The 16,993-nt window shown below is 74.6% G+C and carries 13 protein-coding genes; 4 read left to right on the top strand and 9 right to left on the bottom strand.

Annotated features, from left to right (window positions below; all coding sequences use genetic code 11):
- Nucleotides 1-46: 46 nt before the first annotated feature.
- The 5 genes from AC4IJH_RS29755 to pdxR form a co-directional block, all read right to left on the bottom strand.
- Nucleotides 47-1,411: a GNAT family N-acetyltransferase gene (locus tag AC4IJH_RS29755; RefSeq protein WP_490855005.1), complete on the bottom strand. Its 1,365-nt coding sequence runs from the start codon at nt 1,409-1,411 to the stop codon at nt 47-49.
- 148 nt (nt 1,412-1,559) lie between these two features.
- Nucleotides 1,560-3,254 carry a DUF885 domain-containing protein gene (locus AC4IJH_RS29750; RefSeq protein WP_490855004.1) on the bottom strand — a complete coding sequence of 565 codons (1,695 nt, stop codon included), beginning with the start codon at nt 3,252-3,254 and terminating at the stop codon, nt 1,560-1,562.
- A gap of 166 nt (nt 3,255-3,420) precedes the next feature.
- Nucleotides 3,421-4,854, bottom strand: a complete 1,434-nt coding sequence (locus AC4IJH_RS29745) for a GNAT family N-acetyltransferase (RefSeq protein ID WP_490855003.1) — start codon at nt 4,852-4,854, stop codon at nt 3,421-3,423.
- Nucleotides 4,855-4,928: 74 nt separating this feature from the next.
- Entirely contained in the window at nt 4,929-6,509 is a 1,581-nt protein-coding gene (locus AC4IJH_RS29740; protein WP_490855002.1) for an alkaline phosphatase D family protein, read from the bottom strand.
- Nucleotides 6,510-6,792: 283 nt separating this feature from the next.
- Nucleotides 6,793-8,241, bottom strand: coding sequence for a MocR-like pyridoxine biosynthesis transcription factor PdxR (gene pdxR / locus AC4IJH_RS29735; RefSeq protein ID WP_490855001.1), 1,449 nt, complete (start codon nt 8,239-8,241; stop codon nt 6,793-6,795).
- 47 nt (nt 8,242-8,288) lie between these two features.
- On the opposite strand from pdxR, the gene AC4IJH_RS29730 reads away from it, so the two are divergent.
- Nucleotides 8,289-9,242, top strand: coding sequence for a DMT family transporter (locus tag AC4IJH_RS29730; RefSeq protein WP_490855000.1), 954 nt, complete (start codon nt 8,289-8,291; stop codon nt 9,240-9,242).
- Nucleotides 9,243-9,493: 251 nt separating this feature from the next.
- Here the strand turns inward: AC4IJH_RS29730 and AC4IJH_RS29725 are convergent, their stop codons facing one another.
- A complete protein-coding gene (locus tag AC4IJH_RS29725; RefSeq protein ID WP_490854999.1) occupies nt 9,494-10,324 on the bottom strand; it encodes an alpha/beta fold hydrolase in 831 nt (276 codons plus the stop codon).
- 255 nt (nt 10,325-10,579) lie between these two features.
- On the opposite strand from AC4IJH_RS29725, the gene AC4IJH_RS29720 reads away from it, so the two are divergent.
- The 3 genes from AC4IJH_RS29720 (at nt 10,580) to AC4IJH_RS29710 (ending at nt 13,953) form a co-directional block, all read left to right on the top strand.
- On the top strand, nt 10,580-11,467 hold the full coding sequence (locus AC4IJH_RS29720; protein WP_490854998.1) for an RNA polymerase sigma-70 factor: 888 nt from the start codon (nt 10,580-10,582) through the stop codon (nt 11,465-11,467).
- 183 nt (nt 11,468-11,650) lie between these two features.
- Entirely contained in the window at nt 11,651-12,802 is a 1,152-nt protein-coding gene (locus tag AC4IJH_RS29715; protein WP_490854997.1) for an aminotransferase class V-fold PLP-dependent enzyme, read from the top strand.
- A gap of 404 nt (nt 12,803-13,206) precedes the next feature.
- On the top strand, nt 13,207-13,953 hold the full coding sequence (locus tag AC4IJH_RS29710; RefSeq protein ID WP_490854996.1) for a GntR family transcriptional regulator: 747 nt from the start codon (nt 13,207-13,209) through the stop codon (nt 13,951-13,953).
- A 69-nt stretch (nt 13,954-14,022) separates the two neighbouring features.
- Here AC4IJH_RS29710 and AC4IJH_RS29705 read toward each other — a convergent pair whose 3' ends face one another.
- From AC4IJH_RS29705 to AC4IJH_RS29695, 3 genes are all read right to left on the bottom strand, one after another.
- The gene (locus AC4IJH_RS29705; RefSeq protein WP_490854995.1) at nt 14,023-15,180 is read right to left on the bottom strand and encodes an ROK family transcriptional regulator; all 1,158 of its coding nucleotides are present in this window, start codon (nt 15,178-15,180) and stop codon (nt 14,023-14,025) included.
- 81 nt (nt 15,181-15,261) lie between these two features.
- Nucleotides 15,262-15,912, bottom strand: a complete 651-nt coding sequence (locus tag AC4IJH_RS29700) for a response regulator transcription factor (protein WP_490854994.1) — start codon at nt 15,910-15,912, stop codon at nt 15,262-15,264.
- Nucleotides 15,913-15,959: 47 nt separating this feature from the next.
- Nucleotides 15,960-16,993 (bottom strand): sensor histidine kinase (locus tag AC4IJH_RS29695; protein WP_490854993.1); only part of this gene is annotated, 1,034 nt, incomplete at its 5' end.

The following is a 16,993-nucleotide window of genomic DNA, read 5'->3' as shown; positions in this document are numbered from 1 at the left end:
GCCGGTCGCGCAGTTCCCCGCGCCGCTCGGGGGCGCGGTCACCGGGTCAGGTGGCCTCGAAGACGTACGCCCGCAGGCCGTCGCGGTCCGCCACCGGCTCGAACCCGGCGCGCTCCAGCACCCGTTGTGAGGGAGTGTTGTCCGGATCGGTGGTCGCCAGGACCGTACGGACCTCCGCGCGGGCGGCCGCCCAGGACGCCAGCAGCCGCGCCGCGTCCGTGGCCCAGCCCGCGCCGCGCGCCGAGGGCGAGAGGTCGTAGCCGATCTCCACGGTGCCCTCCTCGTCCGGCGGGCCGTGGAAGCCGATGCTGCCCAGGGCGGTGCCGTCCGTGGCGCGGGTTATCGCGAAGAGGCCCCAGCCCGGGCGGTACAGCCCGCCCGCCGCGGCCCGCGCGACGATGCCGGCGCCCTGTGCGGAGCCCGCCGGCGGCGCGCCGTCCACCCAGGTCAGCCCGGCGCCGTGGCCGTCCGCCAGGGCAGCGGCGGCGTGCGGCAGCTGGGCCCGCAGCTCCAGCCGCCCCTCGGCCAGCACCAGCGGGAAGCCCTCGCCCGCGGTCACCAGCGCCTCGAACAGCCCGTCCGCGTCCGCCCCTTCGGGCAGCCCGCTGACCTGCCCGTCACCGACCTCGACCACCCGCCACACCCCGTCCGAGCGCAGCGCCAGATCGGTGGTGACGAAGCGGCAGCCCAACTCCCGTACCGCGGGCGCCACCTCCCGCAGATCCGGTACGGGACGCAGCAGCGGTGCGTCCGGGTGCGCGCCGGTCAGTACGGGCACACCGTCCACCCACCACACCCGGGCCTCGCCGCCGCTCCCGTACCGCTCGAAGGAGCGCAGCACCACACCGCCGGTCAGGAACTCCTCCTGGAGCTCCACGAAGCGCTTGACGACCGAGGTCAGATGCGCGGTGTCCGCCCCGTCGGGGACGTACGCCGCCTCCTCCCACTCGTGCTTGCGGGACTTGACCCAGTCCTTGACGACGAGCGGGCCGGGGAGCAGCGGGGCCGCCAGGCGGGCCAGTTCGTCCTGCCCGGGGGCCTGGCCGGGCGGGCACGGCAGCCAGCGGCTGTGCGGCGTCAGCGCGGCGAACGTGCCGTACCAGTGGGGGAGTTCGTGTGCGGCGCGGTAGCGGCCGGGCTCGGTGAGCAGGGTGCAGTCGCGCTCGCGCAGCGCCGCCGCCAGTTCCTCGTAGCGCTCGGCGGTGAGCATCCAGCCGCGGTACCACGCGGCGCCCGCCCCGTACGGCACCCGCGCCACGGCCCGCGGGGCGTCCCCCGAGGCCAGCGCCTCGTGGTCGATCACCGCCACCCGGGCACCGGCCGAGCGCGCGGACGCGGCGTCGGAGGCGAACTGCGGATCGGGGCGGCCCGGTTTGAGCGGGTCGCCCGACAGGAGAAAGACGCTGGTCATGACAGCGGACCTTACGGTTGACGGCGGCCGGCCACAACGGGATACGCAGTGGCCGGCCGCCGCCGGGCGAGCACCGGGCCCTGGAGCCGGTCGGCCACCGGGCCCGGGGCTGGTTGCCCATAGGGCCCGGAGCCGGGCAAGCGGCGCCTCAGAGCGCGGACAGCTCCGCGAGCAGGTCGTCCAGGCCCAGGGAGCCCAGCGAGAGAGCCGCCATGTGCCACTTCTTGGGGTCGAAGTCGGCGCCGTGCCGGGCGCGGGCCGCCTCACGGCCCAGCAGCCACACCCGCTCGCCCAGCTTGTAGCCGATGGCCTGGCCCGGCCAGCCCTGGTAGCGGATGATCTCGCTCTTGATGTGCTCGGCGGGCCGGCCGCTGTGCAGGCTCAGGAACTCGTGCGCCAGCGCGGGCGTCCAGCGCTCACCGGGACGGAAGGGGGAGTCCGCGGGGATCTCCAGCTCCAGGTGCATACCGATGTCGATGATCACCCGCACCGCGCGCATCATCTGTGCGTCCAGATACCCCAGCCGCCGCTCCGCGGTGGTCAAGAAGCCCAGCTCGTCCATCAGGCGCTCGGCGTACAGCGCCCAGCCCTCGGCGTTGGCGCTGACCATGCCCACCGTCGTCTGGTAGCGGGACAGGCTCTCGGCGACATGCGCCCACTGCGCCAGCTGGAGGTGATGGCCCGGCACGCCCTCGTGGTACCAGGTGGAGACCAGGTCGTACGCCGGGAAGCGGGTCTGGCCCATCGTCGGCAGCCAGGTGCGGCCCGGCCGGGAGAAGTCCAGCGACGGCTCGGTGTAGTACGGGGCGGCGGCGCCGCCGGGCGGCGCGATCCGCGACTCCACCCGCTTGACCCGCTCGGCGAGTTCGAAGTGCGTGCCGTCCAGCTTCTCGATGGCCTCGTCCATCAGCGACTGGAGCCACACCCGGGTCTCCTCGACGCCCTCGACGGCCTCGCCGTGCTCGTCCAGCCAGTTCAGCACCTCCCACGGCGACTTCGCACCCGGCCGGATCTTCTCGGCCTCGGCGCGCATCTCGCCCAGCAGCCGGTGGAACTCCGACCAGCCGTACGCGTAGGCCTCGTCCAGATCCAGGTCGGTGCCGTTGAAGTAGCGCGAGCAGCGGGCGTAGCGCTCCCGGCCCACCACGTCGGGGGCGTCGGCGACCTGCGGGCCGTAGACGTTCAGGAACCAGTCGTGGAGCTGGGCGAGCGCCGCGGTGGCCTCCTCGGCCGCCGCGTCCAGCTCGGCCCGCAGCGACGCGGGACCGCCCGCGGCGAAGTCGGCGAACCAGCTGCGGTCCGTGCCCAGCCACTCCTCCAGCTGCTCGATGTTGGTGGCCACCTGGAGCGGACCGGCGGGCAGATCACGCTTGATGCCCTCGGTGAGTGCGGCGCGATAGCCGTCCAGGGCGTCGGGCACCGCCCGCAGCCGCTGGGCGATCGCCGCCCAGTCCGCCTCGGTCTCGGCGGGCGTGACCGAGAAGATGTCGCGCACGGCGTGCAGCGGGGAGGCGATGTTGTTGACCGCGCGCAGCTCCTCGCCCGCCTCGTGCATCGCGAGTTCGGCGGTCAGCCGCTCGCGCAGCAGCCGGGCGCAGCGCCGCTCGGCCTCGCTGTCCCCGCCCGGCCTGGCCTCGGCCTCGGCGAGCAGGTCCAGGGTCCGGCGGGAGAGCCGCGCCCGCGCCTCCAGGCCGGCGGGGGAGAAGTCGGGGAGCTTGCCGGAGCTCTCGGGCAGGCCGAGGTAGGTGCCGAGGATCGGGTCGAGGTCGACCAGAGCGTCGACGTAGGCGTCGGCGACCTGACGGGGCAGCGGGTCGCCGATGGGCGAGGTGTGGGCAGACATGGGGCCCATCCTCATACGGAAGGGCCCGCCCCGTCACCATCAATTTCCCGGTCGATGCTGACGGGGCGGGTTTCTCCGTACGGGTAGGGCCGCCCGGCCGTACGGCACGGCTCGCCGCTCGGCGCCGTACCGGAACCACTGCTCAGTGCCGTACCGGAACTCCTGCTCAGCGCCGTGCCGGAACCTCCTGCGCCGGTACGGGCCGCCGCCCGTCCGTGGCGCCCGCCGACGCGCGCTGCGCACCGTCCGCCGCCGGGCGGGCGGTGATCACCAGCGTGCCCTCCTCGATCTGGTAGTCCAGTGGCAGCCCCAGGCCGCGCATCGCCGCCACCATCCCGGTGTTGGAGGACTGGGTGATGGCGTACACGCTCTTGCTGCCGCTGTCCGCCGCCATCGCCACCAGCCGGCGCAGCAGTTCGGCGCCGATGCCGCGCCGCTGCCAGGCGTCCTCGATCAGCAGGGCGACCTCGGTCTCCTCGCCGTCCCACAGCAGATGCCCCAGCGCCACCAGCCGCCCGGAGGCCGTCTCCACGGCCAGCGTGCGCCCGAAGCGGGGGCTGAGCAGATGCGCCAGATAGCGGTCCGCGTCGCCCACCGGCCCGTGGTAGCGCAGCGCGAGGGTGCCCGGCGAGCAGCGGTCGTGCATCTCGCGGGCCGCGGCCAGGTCGGAGGTGTCGGCGCGGCGCACGGTGATGTCGTTGCCCGCGGGCAGCGTCAGCACCTCGCGGCGCGGCGGCACCCGCTGGCCCAGCCGGGAGTCCAGTTCCACCAGCGCCCGTACGCGGGCGAACTCGGTGGGAGTAAAGGGGAGTTGAGGGCGTTCGATGGTGAGCGAGCCACCGGAGGAATCGCGGAACTTCATGGTGTGCTCGGTCAGGATGCCGCCTTCGGGTACCTGCTCGGCCAGCGGCTGTCCGGTCAGCGAACGGGCCGGTACCGAGTGGATGGTGCACCGGCCCAGCAACTGGCGCAGCGCGAGCGGCAGTTCGGAGGAGTCCAGGGCGGTGCGGGTGGCCAGGGCCAGCACCCGGGCCGGGGCGTCCACCAGGTCGTGCGCGTCCGCCCGCTCCAGCCAGGTGTGCTGCCCGCCGGCCGCGGCGACGGTACGGGTCAGCTCGGCGGCCGGCAGCGCGGCGGGCGCGCGCAGCGCGAACTCGTCCACCGTCCCGTCGGACAGCGGGTGGGTCTGCAGCGCGAGGATGTCCACCCGCTGCCCGGCCAGCGCCGTGCACAGCGCGGCCAGACTGCCCGGCTCGTCGCGTACGGTCGTGCGCATCCGCCACAGCGCCGTCCCCTGCCCGCCCTCGTCGGAGGCGACGGCGGGGGAGACGGACGCCGCGGCGCCGGTATCACGGCCGGTATCGGTGTCCGTCGGCGGCGGGGCGTGCTGATGGCGGCGTGACCACCAGGTGTGGAACGCGACCGTGGCCAGCAGCACCACCGCCGAGACACCCAGCAGCCCCGGGCCCGAGGGGCCGTGCGCGATCGTGTTGGCCACACAGTCGGCCACCGCCACGGCCGTGAACAGCGCGGCCAGCTCGACCAGGTCCCGCCGCCAGTGGTGACGGCGGGCTTTCTTCGCAGAGGTCACCTCATTCATGCAGACAGCCTCGCGGAGCGGTGTTGCCTGATCACAAACGCTCTGTGACCGATGGGTAAAAGACTCCGCGGCCGCTACTGCCCCACCCGTCCCGGCTGCAGCACCTGGCGGAACAGCACCGCGCCGTCGTCCTGCCGCAGGCGTACGGTCAGCTCCCCGCTCGCCCCCTCGATGTCGATCTCACCGAAGTACTGCGGGCTCTCGGCGGGCGACACATTCGCCCGCTGCGGCGCCTTGACGAAGGCCTGCCGCGGCCCGAACGTCCCGTCCAGCTTCACCGCGGGGAACCCTCCGGCGTTCAGCGGACCCGAGACGAACTCCCAGAACGGCGCGAAGTCCTTGAAGGCCGCCCGCGCCGGGTCGTAGTGCTGGGCGGCGGTGTAGTGCACATCGGTGGTCACCCACACCGTGCCGGTGATGCGGCGGTGCTTGATGTGCCGCAGCAGCTCGGCGATCTGCAGCTCGCGGCCCAGCGGCGCGCCCGGATCGCCCTGCGCCACCGCCTCGAAGTTCTCCGCGCCGTCCGGGACGACGAGCCCTATGGGGAGGTCGGCGGCGATCACCTTCCACACGGCCCGCGACCGGGACAGCTCGCGCTTGAGCCAGCGCAGCTGCTCGGCGCCGAGAATGCCCTGGCCGTCGGCGGGCTGCCGGCCGGGGGAGTTGGCGTTGCGGTACGTGCGCATGTCCAGGACGAACACATCCAGCAGCGGGCCGTGGTGGACGACCCGGTAGACGCGGTCGCCCCGTCCGGCGCCGAGCGTACGGATGGGGAAGTACTCGCCGAACGCCCGCCGCGAGCGGGCCGCGAGCACATCCACGTCCTTGACCGTGTAGCGGGGGTCGTCCAGGATCTGGCCCGGGTACCAGTTGTTGCGCACCTCGTGGTCGTCCCACTGGATGACGGTCGGGACCTGGGAGTTGAAGCGGCGCAGGTTCTCGTCCAGGAGGTTGTAGCGGAAGTTCCCCCGGTACTCCGCGAGGGTCTCGGCGACCTTGGCCTTCTCGGGGGTGGTGATGTTGCGCCAGATCCGCCCGTCGGGCAGCGTGACCCGCTCCTGGATCGGACCGTCGGCGTAGATGTTGTCGCCGCTGCACAGGAACAGGTCCGGGTCGCGGCGGCGCATCGCCTCGTAGACGCGGTAGCCGCCCAGCTCGGGGTTGATACCCCAGCCCTGCCCCGCGAGGTCCCCGGACCACAGCATCCGTACATCGGTCCGTCTGCGCACGGGGGCGGTACGGAAGGTCCCGGTCACCGGCCGGCTCCTGCGCCGCGGGTCGTCCGGGTCGGCCAGCAGCACCCGGTAGTGGATCTGCTCGCCGGGCGGCAGACCGTGCAGCGCGGTGGTCCCGGTGAAGTCCGTACCCGGCCCGAGCAGCGGCCCGCACCAGGTCCTGGCCCCGCGGAAGGACTCGGTGGCGGCGGTCTGCACGATCATGCGGGCCGGCCGGTCCGAGCGGGTCCACACCAGCCCGGACGACGCCGTCACATCCCCGGCCTGCACACCCCACGCGGCACTCGGCCGCCCGGAGCGGATCTGTGCGGGCGCGGCGAGCGCCCGCGACGGCAGCGCCACCACGGCGGAGGCACCCGCAGCCGCCCCCAGCACCGCCCGCCGCCCGATCCCCGCCGCCGGACCCGGAACTCGCGCCATGGGAAACCTCCTGTTGCCGTACTGATCTCGGTGACGTCCCGTTCGTATCGGTGCCGGGTGCCCACTGCCCCAACACACGGTGAACGGCGGGCGACCGCGCCCGATGATGCTGCCGTTGACGGCCCCCGTCCAGAACCCCGCCCACCCGTCGGCCACTTGGGCACTCCGTGCCCCGTAAGGGGCGCGGGGCCGCGTCGCTGTGCGGCTCCGCCGCGTGGGCGCGACCAGCCCCTCACCGGCCCGCGGCGTCACGACCGCACAGCCGCTGGTCCGACGGACGCGCTCACGCACCGGCCAGCACCGCGACGGCACGGGCGATCTCGGCGGGCGACAGGCCCGCGTACCCCAGAACGAGATGCACCCGGCCGTCCTCGCCCGACCGGCCACCGCCGAGGGCGTACTCGGACAGTGCCCGCAGCGCCACTCCCGCACCGCGCGCCCGGCCCAGGAACCGCTCCTGGGGCCCGTACCGCGCGGGCAGCGCGACGATGGCATGCAGCCCCGCGGCGATGCCGGTCACCTGCGCACCGGGAAAGCGCTCGGCCAGCGCGGCGGCGAGCGCGTCCCGCCGCGCACGGTACGCCCGCTGGCAGCGCCGCAGATGGCGGTCGTAGTCCCCGCGCGCGATGAAGTCGGCCAGCTGCGCCTGGTCCAGCACCGGATTGCCCATGTCCATGGTCCGCTTGCGGGCCACCACGTCCGCGGCCAGCGACCGGGGCAGCACCATCCACCCCAGCCGCAGCCCGGGCGCCAGGGACTTGCTGACCGACCCCGCGTACGCCACCCGGTCCGGGTCCAGCCCTTGCAAAGCGCCCACCGGCGCCCTGTCGTACCGGAAGTCGCCGTCGTAGTCGTCCTCGACGATCAGCCCGTCCGCCGTACGGGCCCACTCCAGCAGCGCGGACCGGCGCGCGGCGCTGTAGGCGATCCCGGAAGGGAAGTGGTGCGAGGGGGTGAGCACCGCGGCCCGCGCGCCGCTCGCGGCCAGGGCCGCCACGTCCAGCCCGTCGCCGTCCATCGGCACGGGGACGGCCCGCACGCCGGTGGCCGCGAACAGCGCCGCGTGCTCCGGGCTGCCGGGGTCCTCGACGGCCACCGACCGCACCCCGCTGCCGCTCAGCGCGAAGCCGATCAGCGTCAACGCCTGTGCCACCCCCGAGCACACCACCACCCGCTCGGGGTCGGCCAGTACGCCCCGGCGCCGGGAGAGCAACTCCGCCACGGCGGTGCGCAGTTCCAGGATCCCGCGCGGGTCGGGGTAGCCCAGGCCCCGGTGCGGCAGCCGGGCCAGCGCCCGCCGGTGCGCGGCCGACCAGGCGGCGCGCGGGAAGAGCGAGAGGTCGGGGGTGCCCGGCGTGAAGTCGTAGGCGGGGGTGGGTGGTTGGGTATCGGGCGCGGCGCCGGACGGCCGTGCGGCGCGTACCGTCCCGCTCACCCAGGTCCCCGCGCCCCGGCTGCTGCTCAGGTACCCCTCGGCCGTCAACTGCTCGTACGCGTCGGTGATCAGGCCCCGTGAGACCCCCAGGTCCGCGGCGAGCTCGCGGCTGGCGGGCAGCCGGGTCCCGGGCGCCAGCCGCCCCGAGCGCACCGCGTCGCGCAGCGCCCGCTGGAGCACCCGGCCGCGTTGGCGCGGCGCCGCCGAAGCGGTCGGCAGCAGCAGCTCCCACGCCGCGCTCCAGTCCCCGCCGACCCGCTCGCCCGCGCCGCCCGAAGTGGTCCCCGATTCCGTCATGGGATTGGACCTTAAGCCGGACCGCGGTGATCCATAACGTCCGTCTCATGCATCGGACCCATCGAAGCGGCGCCCTGTTCGCCGCCGCCGCCTTCTTCTGCGTGGGCGGCTCCTTCACCGTCAACAGCCTGCTGGGCGACTATCCGTACGCGGGCGGGCAGACGCTGCGCTACGGGCTGGCCGCCCTCCTCCTGCTGCCCCTGCTCGGCCGGCGCGGCACGGCGCCGCTGCGCGCCCTGACCCCGCGCCAGTGGGGGCGCCTCGCGCTGTCCGCCGCCGTCGGCATGGTCGGCTTCAACCTGGCCGTCCTGGCCGCCGAGCGCACCGCGGAGCCCGCCGTACCGGGGGTGTTCGTGGGCTGTACGCCGGTCCTGGTCGCGGTGATCGTGCCCGCGCTGGACGGCCGCCGGCCCACCCGGACGGTGGTCTGCGGGGCGCTGGTGGTGGCCGCCGGGGCGGCCGCCGTACAGGGCTGGGGGCGCACCGACCTGGCCGGCATCCTGTTCTCCGTCGCGGCGATGTGCGGCGAGGCGGGCTTCGCGATCCTCGCCGTGCCCGTCCTCGCCCCGCTCGGCCCCAGACTCCTCTCGGCGGCGGGCTGCGCGCTGGCCGCCGCCGAGTCGGCCCTGATCGGCGTGCTCGCCGACGGCTCCCACTGGCTGCGGATGCCGACCGCGGTGGAGGCGGGCGCGCTGCTGTGGCAGGCCGCCGTGGTCACCGTCGTCGGCTTCGTGTGCTGGTACGCGGCCGTGCAGCGCATCGGGGCCGAACGCGCCACCCTTTTCGCCGGCCTGATCCCCGTCTTCGCCGCCCTCACCGCCCCCCTCGCGGGTACGGGCACCTACGGCACGGCCCAGGCGGCAGGCAGCGCCCTGGTCGCCGCGGGCGTGGCCCTGGGCACCGGAGCCTTGCGCCGCCGCCCCGCCAAGACCGACCGCTCGCACGGCCGTCCACCGGCCACCGCCCCGCCCCGCGACACCTCGGCGCCCCACGACACCTGATCGCACCGATGCCACCTCGGCGCTCCGCGACCCAGCCGTACGGCCCCGGAGCCGGCCGGCGCGTCACATCAGGGCGTTCCGGCCCGCGCTGCCGACCCGAGCACTCCGCAGCGACGCGATGACCCGGAGCGTGGTGCGGCCCCCGCACTCCGCGGCGAACCCAACGCCCGCTGCCGTCGCGCCTCTTCGCGACCCAGGCCGTACGCTCCGGCCCGGCCGCCGCACCAGGATGTTTCAGCGCGCCCCGCCCCTCACCGCACCGTGTCCAGAATGACCCGGGCCACCAGCGCCGGATCGTCGTTCATCGGGACGTGGCCGCAGCCGGGGAGGCGGATGAGGCGGGCGCCGGGGACGGTGTGCTTGGCGCGGATGCCCTGGCGGCGCAGGAGGACGCGGTCGCGGGTGCCCCAGGCGATGGTGACCGGGACGTCGGGGACGTCGTCGGTGAAGCGCAGGCCGCGGCCGGCGGCCAGGGTGGGCGCGAAGCCGGTGGCGCCGCGCATCGCCTCGGTCTCGGCGACGACCGCGGCGGGTGAACGGCGGCCGGGGTGGGCGTAGATGGCGCCGGTCAGCGCGGTCCGGCCGGCCACCGAGCGGGACAGCACCGTGACCACGGGGGCGGGCAGGACCTTCGCGCCGACCCGCAGGCCCTGGAGCACCGCGTAGCCGTAGCGGCGCTCGCCCTCCGTCCAGAACCCGGCGGGGGAGAGCGCCGTCACCGACCGTACGAGCTTGTCGCGCCCCAGCCGCAGGGCGAGCAGGCCGCCCAGCGAATTGCCCACCACGTGCGGGTGGTCCAGGCCCAGCTCCTCGAAGGCGGCGGCCAGCAGCCGGCTGACCGTGCCCAGGTCGTGGCCGACCCCTTCGGGCAGGGCGGGCGAGGCGCCGAAGCCCGGCAGGTCCAGGGCTATCACCTCGTGGGAGGCGGCCAGGATGTCCGAAACCGGGTCCCAGGCCTTCAGGTGGTGGCCGATGCCGTGCAGCAGCACCACCGGCTCGCCCGCGCCCTTGCGCTCGTAGGCGAGGGAGAAGGAGGGCAGGTCCGCGGGGGTGACGGTGGCGAAGGAGACCGGTGTGGCCATGGATGCTCCTCGGGGGATGCCGGAGACGGTAGGGAGCCCGGCGGGGCCGGTTGTAGACACGATGTCAGCAATAACTACTCAGTGGTAGCCGCCGCTTGACGGCTTTTCGCCAAACTGAGCGGCACCCGGCGACGGCGCCGGGCCGCCCGTACACGGCCCGCCCGGGCCGCGACTGTGCCGCACGCCACGCCCCGGCGCCGCGGATTCTTGCCATCCGCGCTGGACAAGGGGCGCGGTGCCAGCTGGGATAGAGGAGTGCCGACCGACTCCGCCACCGACCTCTTCGAGGAGCACCGCTCCATCCTGCTGGGCGTTGCCTACCGCATGCTCGGCCGCATGGCCGACGCCGAGGACGTGGTCCAGGAGGCCTGGCTGCGCTGGTCGGCCGCCGACCGGGACACGGTGCGCGAACCGCGCGCCTTTCTCGTCCGCGTCACCACCCGGCTCGCCATCGACCGCCTGCGGCACCTCCAGTCGCGCCGCGAGTCCTACGTGGGGCCGTGGCTCCCCGAGCCGGTGGTCACCCGCTTCGGCGACCGCGTCCCCGACACCGCCGAGCGTGCCGCCCTGACCGAGTCGGTGACGCTGGCCGTCCTGGTCGTCATGGAGTCCCTCTCGCCGCTGGAGCGCGCGGTCTTCGTACTGCGCGAGGCCTTCGGCTACCCGTACGCCGAGATCGCCTCGATCCTGGAGCGCGGCGAGCCCGCCGTGCGCCAACTGGCGGGGCGGGCCCGCCGCCACGTCGAGGAGCGCCGGCCCCGCTTCGAGGTCGACCCGGCCCGCCAGCGCGATCTGACCGAGCGCTTCCTGGCCGCGGCCGTCGGCGAGGACCTGGACGGCCTGCTCAAGATGCTGGCCGACGACGTACGGCTGGTCGGCGACAGCGGCGGCAAGTCCAAGGCGCCGCTGCGGGTCATCGAGTCCGCCGACAAGGTCGGCCGCTTCCTCATCGGCGTGGCCCACAGCACACCGCCCGGCATGGAGTTCTCCTTCATGGAGCTCAACGGCGGCTGGGCAGTGGTGGGGACGGTGGGCGGCGTGCTGGACGCGGTCTTCCAGCTCGACATCGCCGATGGCAAGGTGCAGACGGTGTACGTGCTGCGCAACCCCGACAAGCTCACCGGGCTCCAGCCGGGGCACTAGCGCGCACCAGACGCGGGGGCGGCAGGGTACGGCGCGGGCGGCGGGGTGCGGTCCGCGCCGCGGGGCGTGGCCGCACGGCGCGGGGTTCGTTCACGGCGTGGGGGACAGCCGGGTGTTCGGGCGCGGCGACATGAACGACGGGGGCGGGAGATCGGGAAAGGGTGAGCTGTGGGGAGCGAAGCCATGGGGATCGACGTCGACCGGGTACGCCGCGACACCGCGGGCTGTGACCGCAGGGCACACTTCAACAACGCCGGCGCCGCGCTGCCGCCGCGCCAGGTGACCGACACGGTCGTGGAGCACCTGCGCCTGGAGGAGCGCATCGGCGGATACGAGGCGGCGGCCGAGCGGCACGAACGGCTGGAGCACACCTACGACGCGCTGGCCCGGCTGGTGGGCGCGCACCGCGACGAGATCGCCGTGGTGGAGAACGCCACCCGCGCCTGGGACATGGCCTTCTACGCGCTGCCGCTGGGGCCCGGGGACCGCATCCTGACCACCTCCAGCGAGTACGCCAGCAACGTCATCGCCTTCCTGCAGACGGCCCGGCACCGCGGGGTGAGCATCGACGTCGTCCCCGACGACAGCACCGGGCAGCTGGACGTCGACGCGCTGCGCGACATGCTCGACGAGCGCGTCAAACTGATCGCCGTCAACCACGTCCCCACCAACAACGGGCTGGTCAACCCGGCCGCCGAAATCGGCAAGGCCGCCCGTGAGGCAGGCGTGGTCTACCTCCTGGACGCCTGCCAGTCCATCGGCCAACTCCCTCTGGACGTAGGGGAGATAGGCTGCGACCTGCTCAGTGCGACCGGCCGCAAATTCCTGCGCGGACCGCGCGGCACCGGCTTCCTGTACTGCTCGCGCCGGGTCCTTGAGCAGCTGGAGCCGCCCTTCCTGGACCTGCACGCCGCCACCCTCACCTCGCAGCACACCTACGAAATCCGCGACGACGCACGCCGCTTCGAGACCTGGGAGACCAACTACGCGGGAAAGGCCGGTCTCGGGGTGGCGGCCGACTACGCCCTGGGCGTCGGCCTGGAGGCGATCGAGGAACGGGTGGCACACCTGGCCGGGACGCTGCGGCGGGCGCTGCGCGCCGTCCCCGGGGCCGAGGTCCACGACACGGGGGCGCGGCAGTGCGGGATCGTCATGTTCACGATCGCCGGGCACGACAGTCAGGACATCAAGCGGCAGCTGGCCGACCGGCGGGTGAACGTGTCGGTGGCCTCGGCCCGCCCGGGCCAGCCGCAGCCCTGGGTGCGGGCGTCGGTGCACTACTACAACACCGAGGAAGAGATCGAGCGGCTGTGCTCCTCGCTGCCCCGGAACTGAACTCCCCACGCCCCGCGGCCCGTTCACGCCTGGCTCCGGCCTGCCCGCGCGCCGCGCGGGCCGGTGCCGCGCGGCGCCCGCGGGGCCGGTGGTGTTAGCGGAAGGCGGGGCGCGGCAGGACCCGGAGGGGTCGCGGGAGCGGTCGGTGGCTCCCGCGTCCCCTGGCCGGGCCCGCCGTGGCCCGCGCACACAAGATCACCTCGGTGTCCGGCCCCCTGTGCGCGGCCGCCCGGCGCCGGGTGCCCGAAGGCAAACGGTTCCCCAATTGGTCTTGACCAAGGGTGGGGGCCGCCATATCGTCGCAGGCATACTGCAACAACCTTTAATAAAGAAACGCTCATATCCGAGCTCGCGTCCGGCGGGGGATCAGCCCCGTCGGCGACATGGCCATTTCGGAGGACAGGGTGGGGACCACGCAGCTCGAATCGGTGCCGGAGCCGAAGTACTGGCATCTCAAGACCGTGCTCAGCGATGCCCTTGACTCGGAGTTCGCGGTCGGGGAGGTCCTGCCCAACGAGCGGGACCTGGCCGCCCGTTTCGGCGTCGCCCGCGCCACGCTCCGGCAGGCACTGGAACAGCTGGAGCTGGAGGGCAGGCTGCAGCGCCGCCGCGGCGTGGGCACCACCGTCGCCCCGCCGCGCGTCGGCGTCGCGGTGGACCCGGCCAGCCACACCTGGCCCGGAGCGCCGGGGGACGCCTGGCAGGCGGTGGACGCCACCGCCGCCGAGACCGTGCCCATCGCGGTCGCACGCCTGCTGGAGGCGGCGCCCGGCGACGTGGTGCACATCGTCCATCGCAGCCGGGTCACCCACACCCAGCCGGTCGCGGCCGAGCTGCTGTACGTCCCCTCCGCCTCCGTACCGGGCCTTCCCGACATAGCGGCGGCCGGTGCGCCGGCCCGCGCCCGCGCCGTGCTGCGCGAGCTGCAGCGCCTCGAACTGGAAGGCCAGGACCGGGCCGTGGAGCTGGGCTCGGCGCGGGCGGAGGACGCCAAACAGCTGGACCGGCTGCCCGGAGCGCCCGTCCTGGTCGTCACCACCCGCTACTTCGCGGGCGGCCGCACGGCAGCCGTGGCCCTCTCCACCTACCGCGCCGACACCTGCCGCCTCACCTTCGGCGAGAGCGACCCGGTCAGCGTCCTCGCCGGCTGACGCCACGGACGCCGGGCGGCCCTGGACAACCAGGGCCGCCCGGCGATACGTGACGCGGAAGCCAGGCCCTCAGTGCCGGGCCGTCACGGTCCCCTCGACCGCGAACAGCTCCTCCTCGACATGGTCCAGCGCGAGCCGCAGCGCGCCGGTGGCCACCGCCGCCTCACCCAGCAGCGACAGCGTCACCTGCGGCGGCCGCAGACAGTAACGGGCCAGCTCGGCGCGCAGCGGCTCCAGCACCCCGTCCAGTCCCGCGGCCCAGCCGCCGACCACCACCAGCTCCGGGTCCAGCGCCAGCACCAGCGCCGCGACATCGTGCACCAGCCGCTGGATGAACCGGTCCACCGCGGCCCTGGCCCGTACGTCTCCCTCGCGGGCCAGCGCGAACACCCGCGCCACCTGCGCCTCGTCCAGCGGGTGCAGCGGCTCCCCGGTGGTGGACAGCAGCTTCTCCGGCCGGGCCTCGCGCCCCAGCAGGTGCAGCGCGCCGATCTCGCCCGCCGCCCCGCCGAAGCCGCGGTGCAGCCGGCCGCCGATCAGCGACCCGGCGCCCGGGCTCAGCCCCGCCAGCACCATCACCACATCGTCGGTCTCGGTCGCCGCGCCCTTCCAGTGCTCGGCCACCGCCGCGGTGTTCGCGTCGTTCTCCACCAGCACCGGGCAGCGGAAGGAGCGCCGCAGCCGCTCGCCGAGCGGCAGCCCCGTCCAGCCCGGCAGCGCCGTGCCCAGCCGTACCGTGCCGTCCGCCTCCACGATGCCCGGACTGCCCACGCCGACCGCGCGCAGCGAACCGCGCGATACGCCCGTACGCCGCAGCAGCTCCGCCACCGCCGTCCGTACCTTCTCCAGCCGCACGTCCGCCGACGCCGTCTCGGCCACCGCGCGCTGCGCGGAGCCCACCACCCGGCCGCTGAGGTCCGAGAGCAGCGCCGCCACCCGGTGCGGCCCGATCTCGATGCCCAGCAGATGCCCGGCCTCCTTGCGGAACCGGAAGCGCCGGGCCGGGCGCCCCTGCCGCCGGGTCGCGCTGTCCTCGGCCGCGGCCTCCACGACCAGGCCGGACTCGATCAGCCCCTCGACGACGCCCTCGACCGTGGGCCGGGACAGGCCCGTGACCTTCACCAGGTCGGTGAGCGTGGGAGAGTCGGCGGCACGCAGCGCGTGCAGTACCACCGCGGAGTTGATCCGTCGCAGCAGGGAGGGATCCCCGCCGGTGAGCCGCCCCAACGTCCGTCTCCCTCGCTTTGCTTGTGTGCCGGATCGTAACCGGTCGGCCGGTGTGCGGCGAGACCCGCCCCGCCCCACGCCTCAGCCGGGTGCCACGAATCCGGACTCATACGCCGCGATCACCGCTTGGGTACGGTCCCGCGCGCCCAGTTTCGCCAGCACCGAGCTGACGTGCGTCTTGACCGTTTCCGTCCCCACCAGCAGCTCGGCGGCGATCTGCGCGTTGCTCAGCCCGCGCGCCACCAGGCGCAGCACCTGCCGCTCCCGCTCGGTCAGCGCCGCCCGCTCGAAGTCCGCGCGGGCCCGCGCGGTGCCGTGCCCGGCGGCCAGGGCCCGTACCGCCGCGGGGAACAGCAGCGAGCTGCCCTCGGCGATCAGCCGCACCGCGTGCACGATCTCCGCGGGGCGCGAGCGCTTGAGCAGAAACCCGTCCGCCCCCGCCCGCAGCGCCTGATAGACGTAGTCGTCCTGCTCGAAGGTGGTGATCACCAGGATCTTCGGCGGCTGGGGCACGGCGCGCAGCACCGCGCGGGTCGCCTCGATCCCGTCCATCAGCGGCATCCGTACGTCCATGGCGACCACATCGGGCCGCAGCTGACGCACCAGCGGCAGGACCGCGGCGCCGTCCGCCGCCTCCCCGACCACCTCGATATCCCCCTGGGCCTCCAGGATCGCGCGCAGCCCCGCCCGCACGAGCTGCTCATCGTCCACCACCAGCACGGATATCGGCACGTGATCACCTTAGGGCCTGGGTCTTGGAGGGACAGGCAGCGGGCGCATCAGCGGGGCGGCCAGGCGGCGGACCGGGGGCGCAGCGGCAGGCTGGCGCTCACCCGCCACTCGCCCTCGTACGGTCCGCACTCGGCGGTGCCGCCCAGCAGCGCGGCGCGCTCACGCAGTCCCCGCAGCCCGCGCCCGCCGCCCGGGGAAGGCCGCGGCCCCGGCGGCAGCGGATTGCGCACCTCCAGCTCCAGTACGTCCTCGGCGGCCGCGATACGCACCGACACCGGCACCGGGCCCGCGTGCCGCAGCACATTGGTCAGGGCCTCCTGGACCATGCGGTAGCCCTCCCGCGACACTGGACCGGGGAGGGCGGCGAGTTCGCCGGTGATCCGGGAGCGGACCGGCGAGCCCGCGGCCCGCGCGGACTCCAGCAGCCGTTCGGCGTCGGCCAGTGCCGGGCGCTGGGCACTGCGGGGCGCGTCCTGGCGCAGCAGCCGCAGCGCGCGCTCCAGGTCCTCCAGGGCCTGGCGGCCGGTCTCCTCGATCGCGGCCAGCGCCCGGTCGGTGAACTCCGCGCTGCCCGCGGCCCGCGCCGCGCCCGCCTGGACCACCGAGACGGTCAGCGCGTGCCCGATGGAGTCGTGCAGCTCCTGCGCCAGCCGGTTGTGCTCCAGCAGACGTTCCGTACGGTCCTCCAGCTCGGCCAGCCGCTCGGCGGCTGAGCGGCCCAGCAGCCGGCGGGCCGCGGCCGCCGCCGCCGCGCCGAACGCCACCGTCAGCCCGTACAGCGCGAGGAGCGGCAGCGGCACCAGCAGACCGTGCCACCAGCTCGGCTCGCCGAGGGACAGCGGGCCGACGCGCTCCGCCCTGCCGAACGCCGAGTCCAGCAGCGCCAACGCCAGCCCGGACAGATGGATGGCCGGGACGAAATACAGCAGCCCGGCCCACTGCCGCAGCACCAGCCACCCCGCCGTACGCGCCCGGTCCTGCCAGGACGCCGACGGTGCGGCGGAGATGCCGCGGGTGGGGTCGCCGGGTGGGGGTGTCTCATGCGGTCCGGGGATGCCGCGGGTGGGGTCGCCGGGTGGGG

Source organism: Streptomyces sp. UF-297, from assembly GCF_058245575.1.
The sequence above is the reverse complement of the archived record's forward strand: the minus strand, read 5'-3'. Positions and strand labels throughout refer to the sequence as shown.

Coding starts and splice junctions, on each gene's coding strand:
- AC4IJH_RS29755 (WP_490855005.1), bottom strand. CDS start 1,411: ATGACCAGCGTCTTTCTCCTGTCGGGCGACCCGCTCAAACCGGGCCGC.
- AC4IJH_RS29750 (WP_490855004.1), bottom strand. CDS start 3,254: ATGTCTGCCCACACCTCGCCCATCGGCGACCCGCTGCCCCGTCAGGTC.
- AC4IJH_RS29745 (WP_490855003.1), bottom strand. CDS start 4,854: ATGAATGAGGTGACCTCTGCGAAGAAAGCCCGCCGTCACCACTGGCGG.
- AC4IJH_RS29740 (WP_490855002.1), bottom strand. CDS start 6,509: ATGGCGCGAGTTCCGGGTCCGGCGGCGGGGATCGGGCGGCGGGCGGTG.
- pdxR (WP_490855001.1), bottom strand. CDS start 8,241: ATGACGGAATCGGGGACCACTTCGGGCGGCGCGGGCGAGCGGGTCGGC.
- AC4IJH_RS29730 (WP_490855000.1), top strand. CDS start 8,289: ATGCATCGGACCCATCGAAGCGGCGCCCTGTTCGCCGCCGCCGCCTTC.
- AC4IJH_RS29725 (WP_490854999.1), bottom strand. CDS start 10,324: ATGGCCACACCGGTCTCCTTCGCCACCGTCACCCCCGCGGACCTGCCC.
- AC4IJH_RS29715 (WP_490854997.1), top strand. CDS start 11,651: ATGGGGATCGACGTCGACCGGGTACGCCGCGACACCGCGGGCTGTGAC.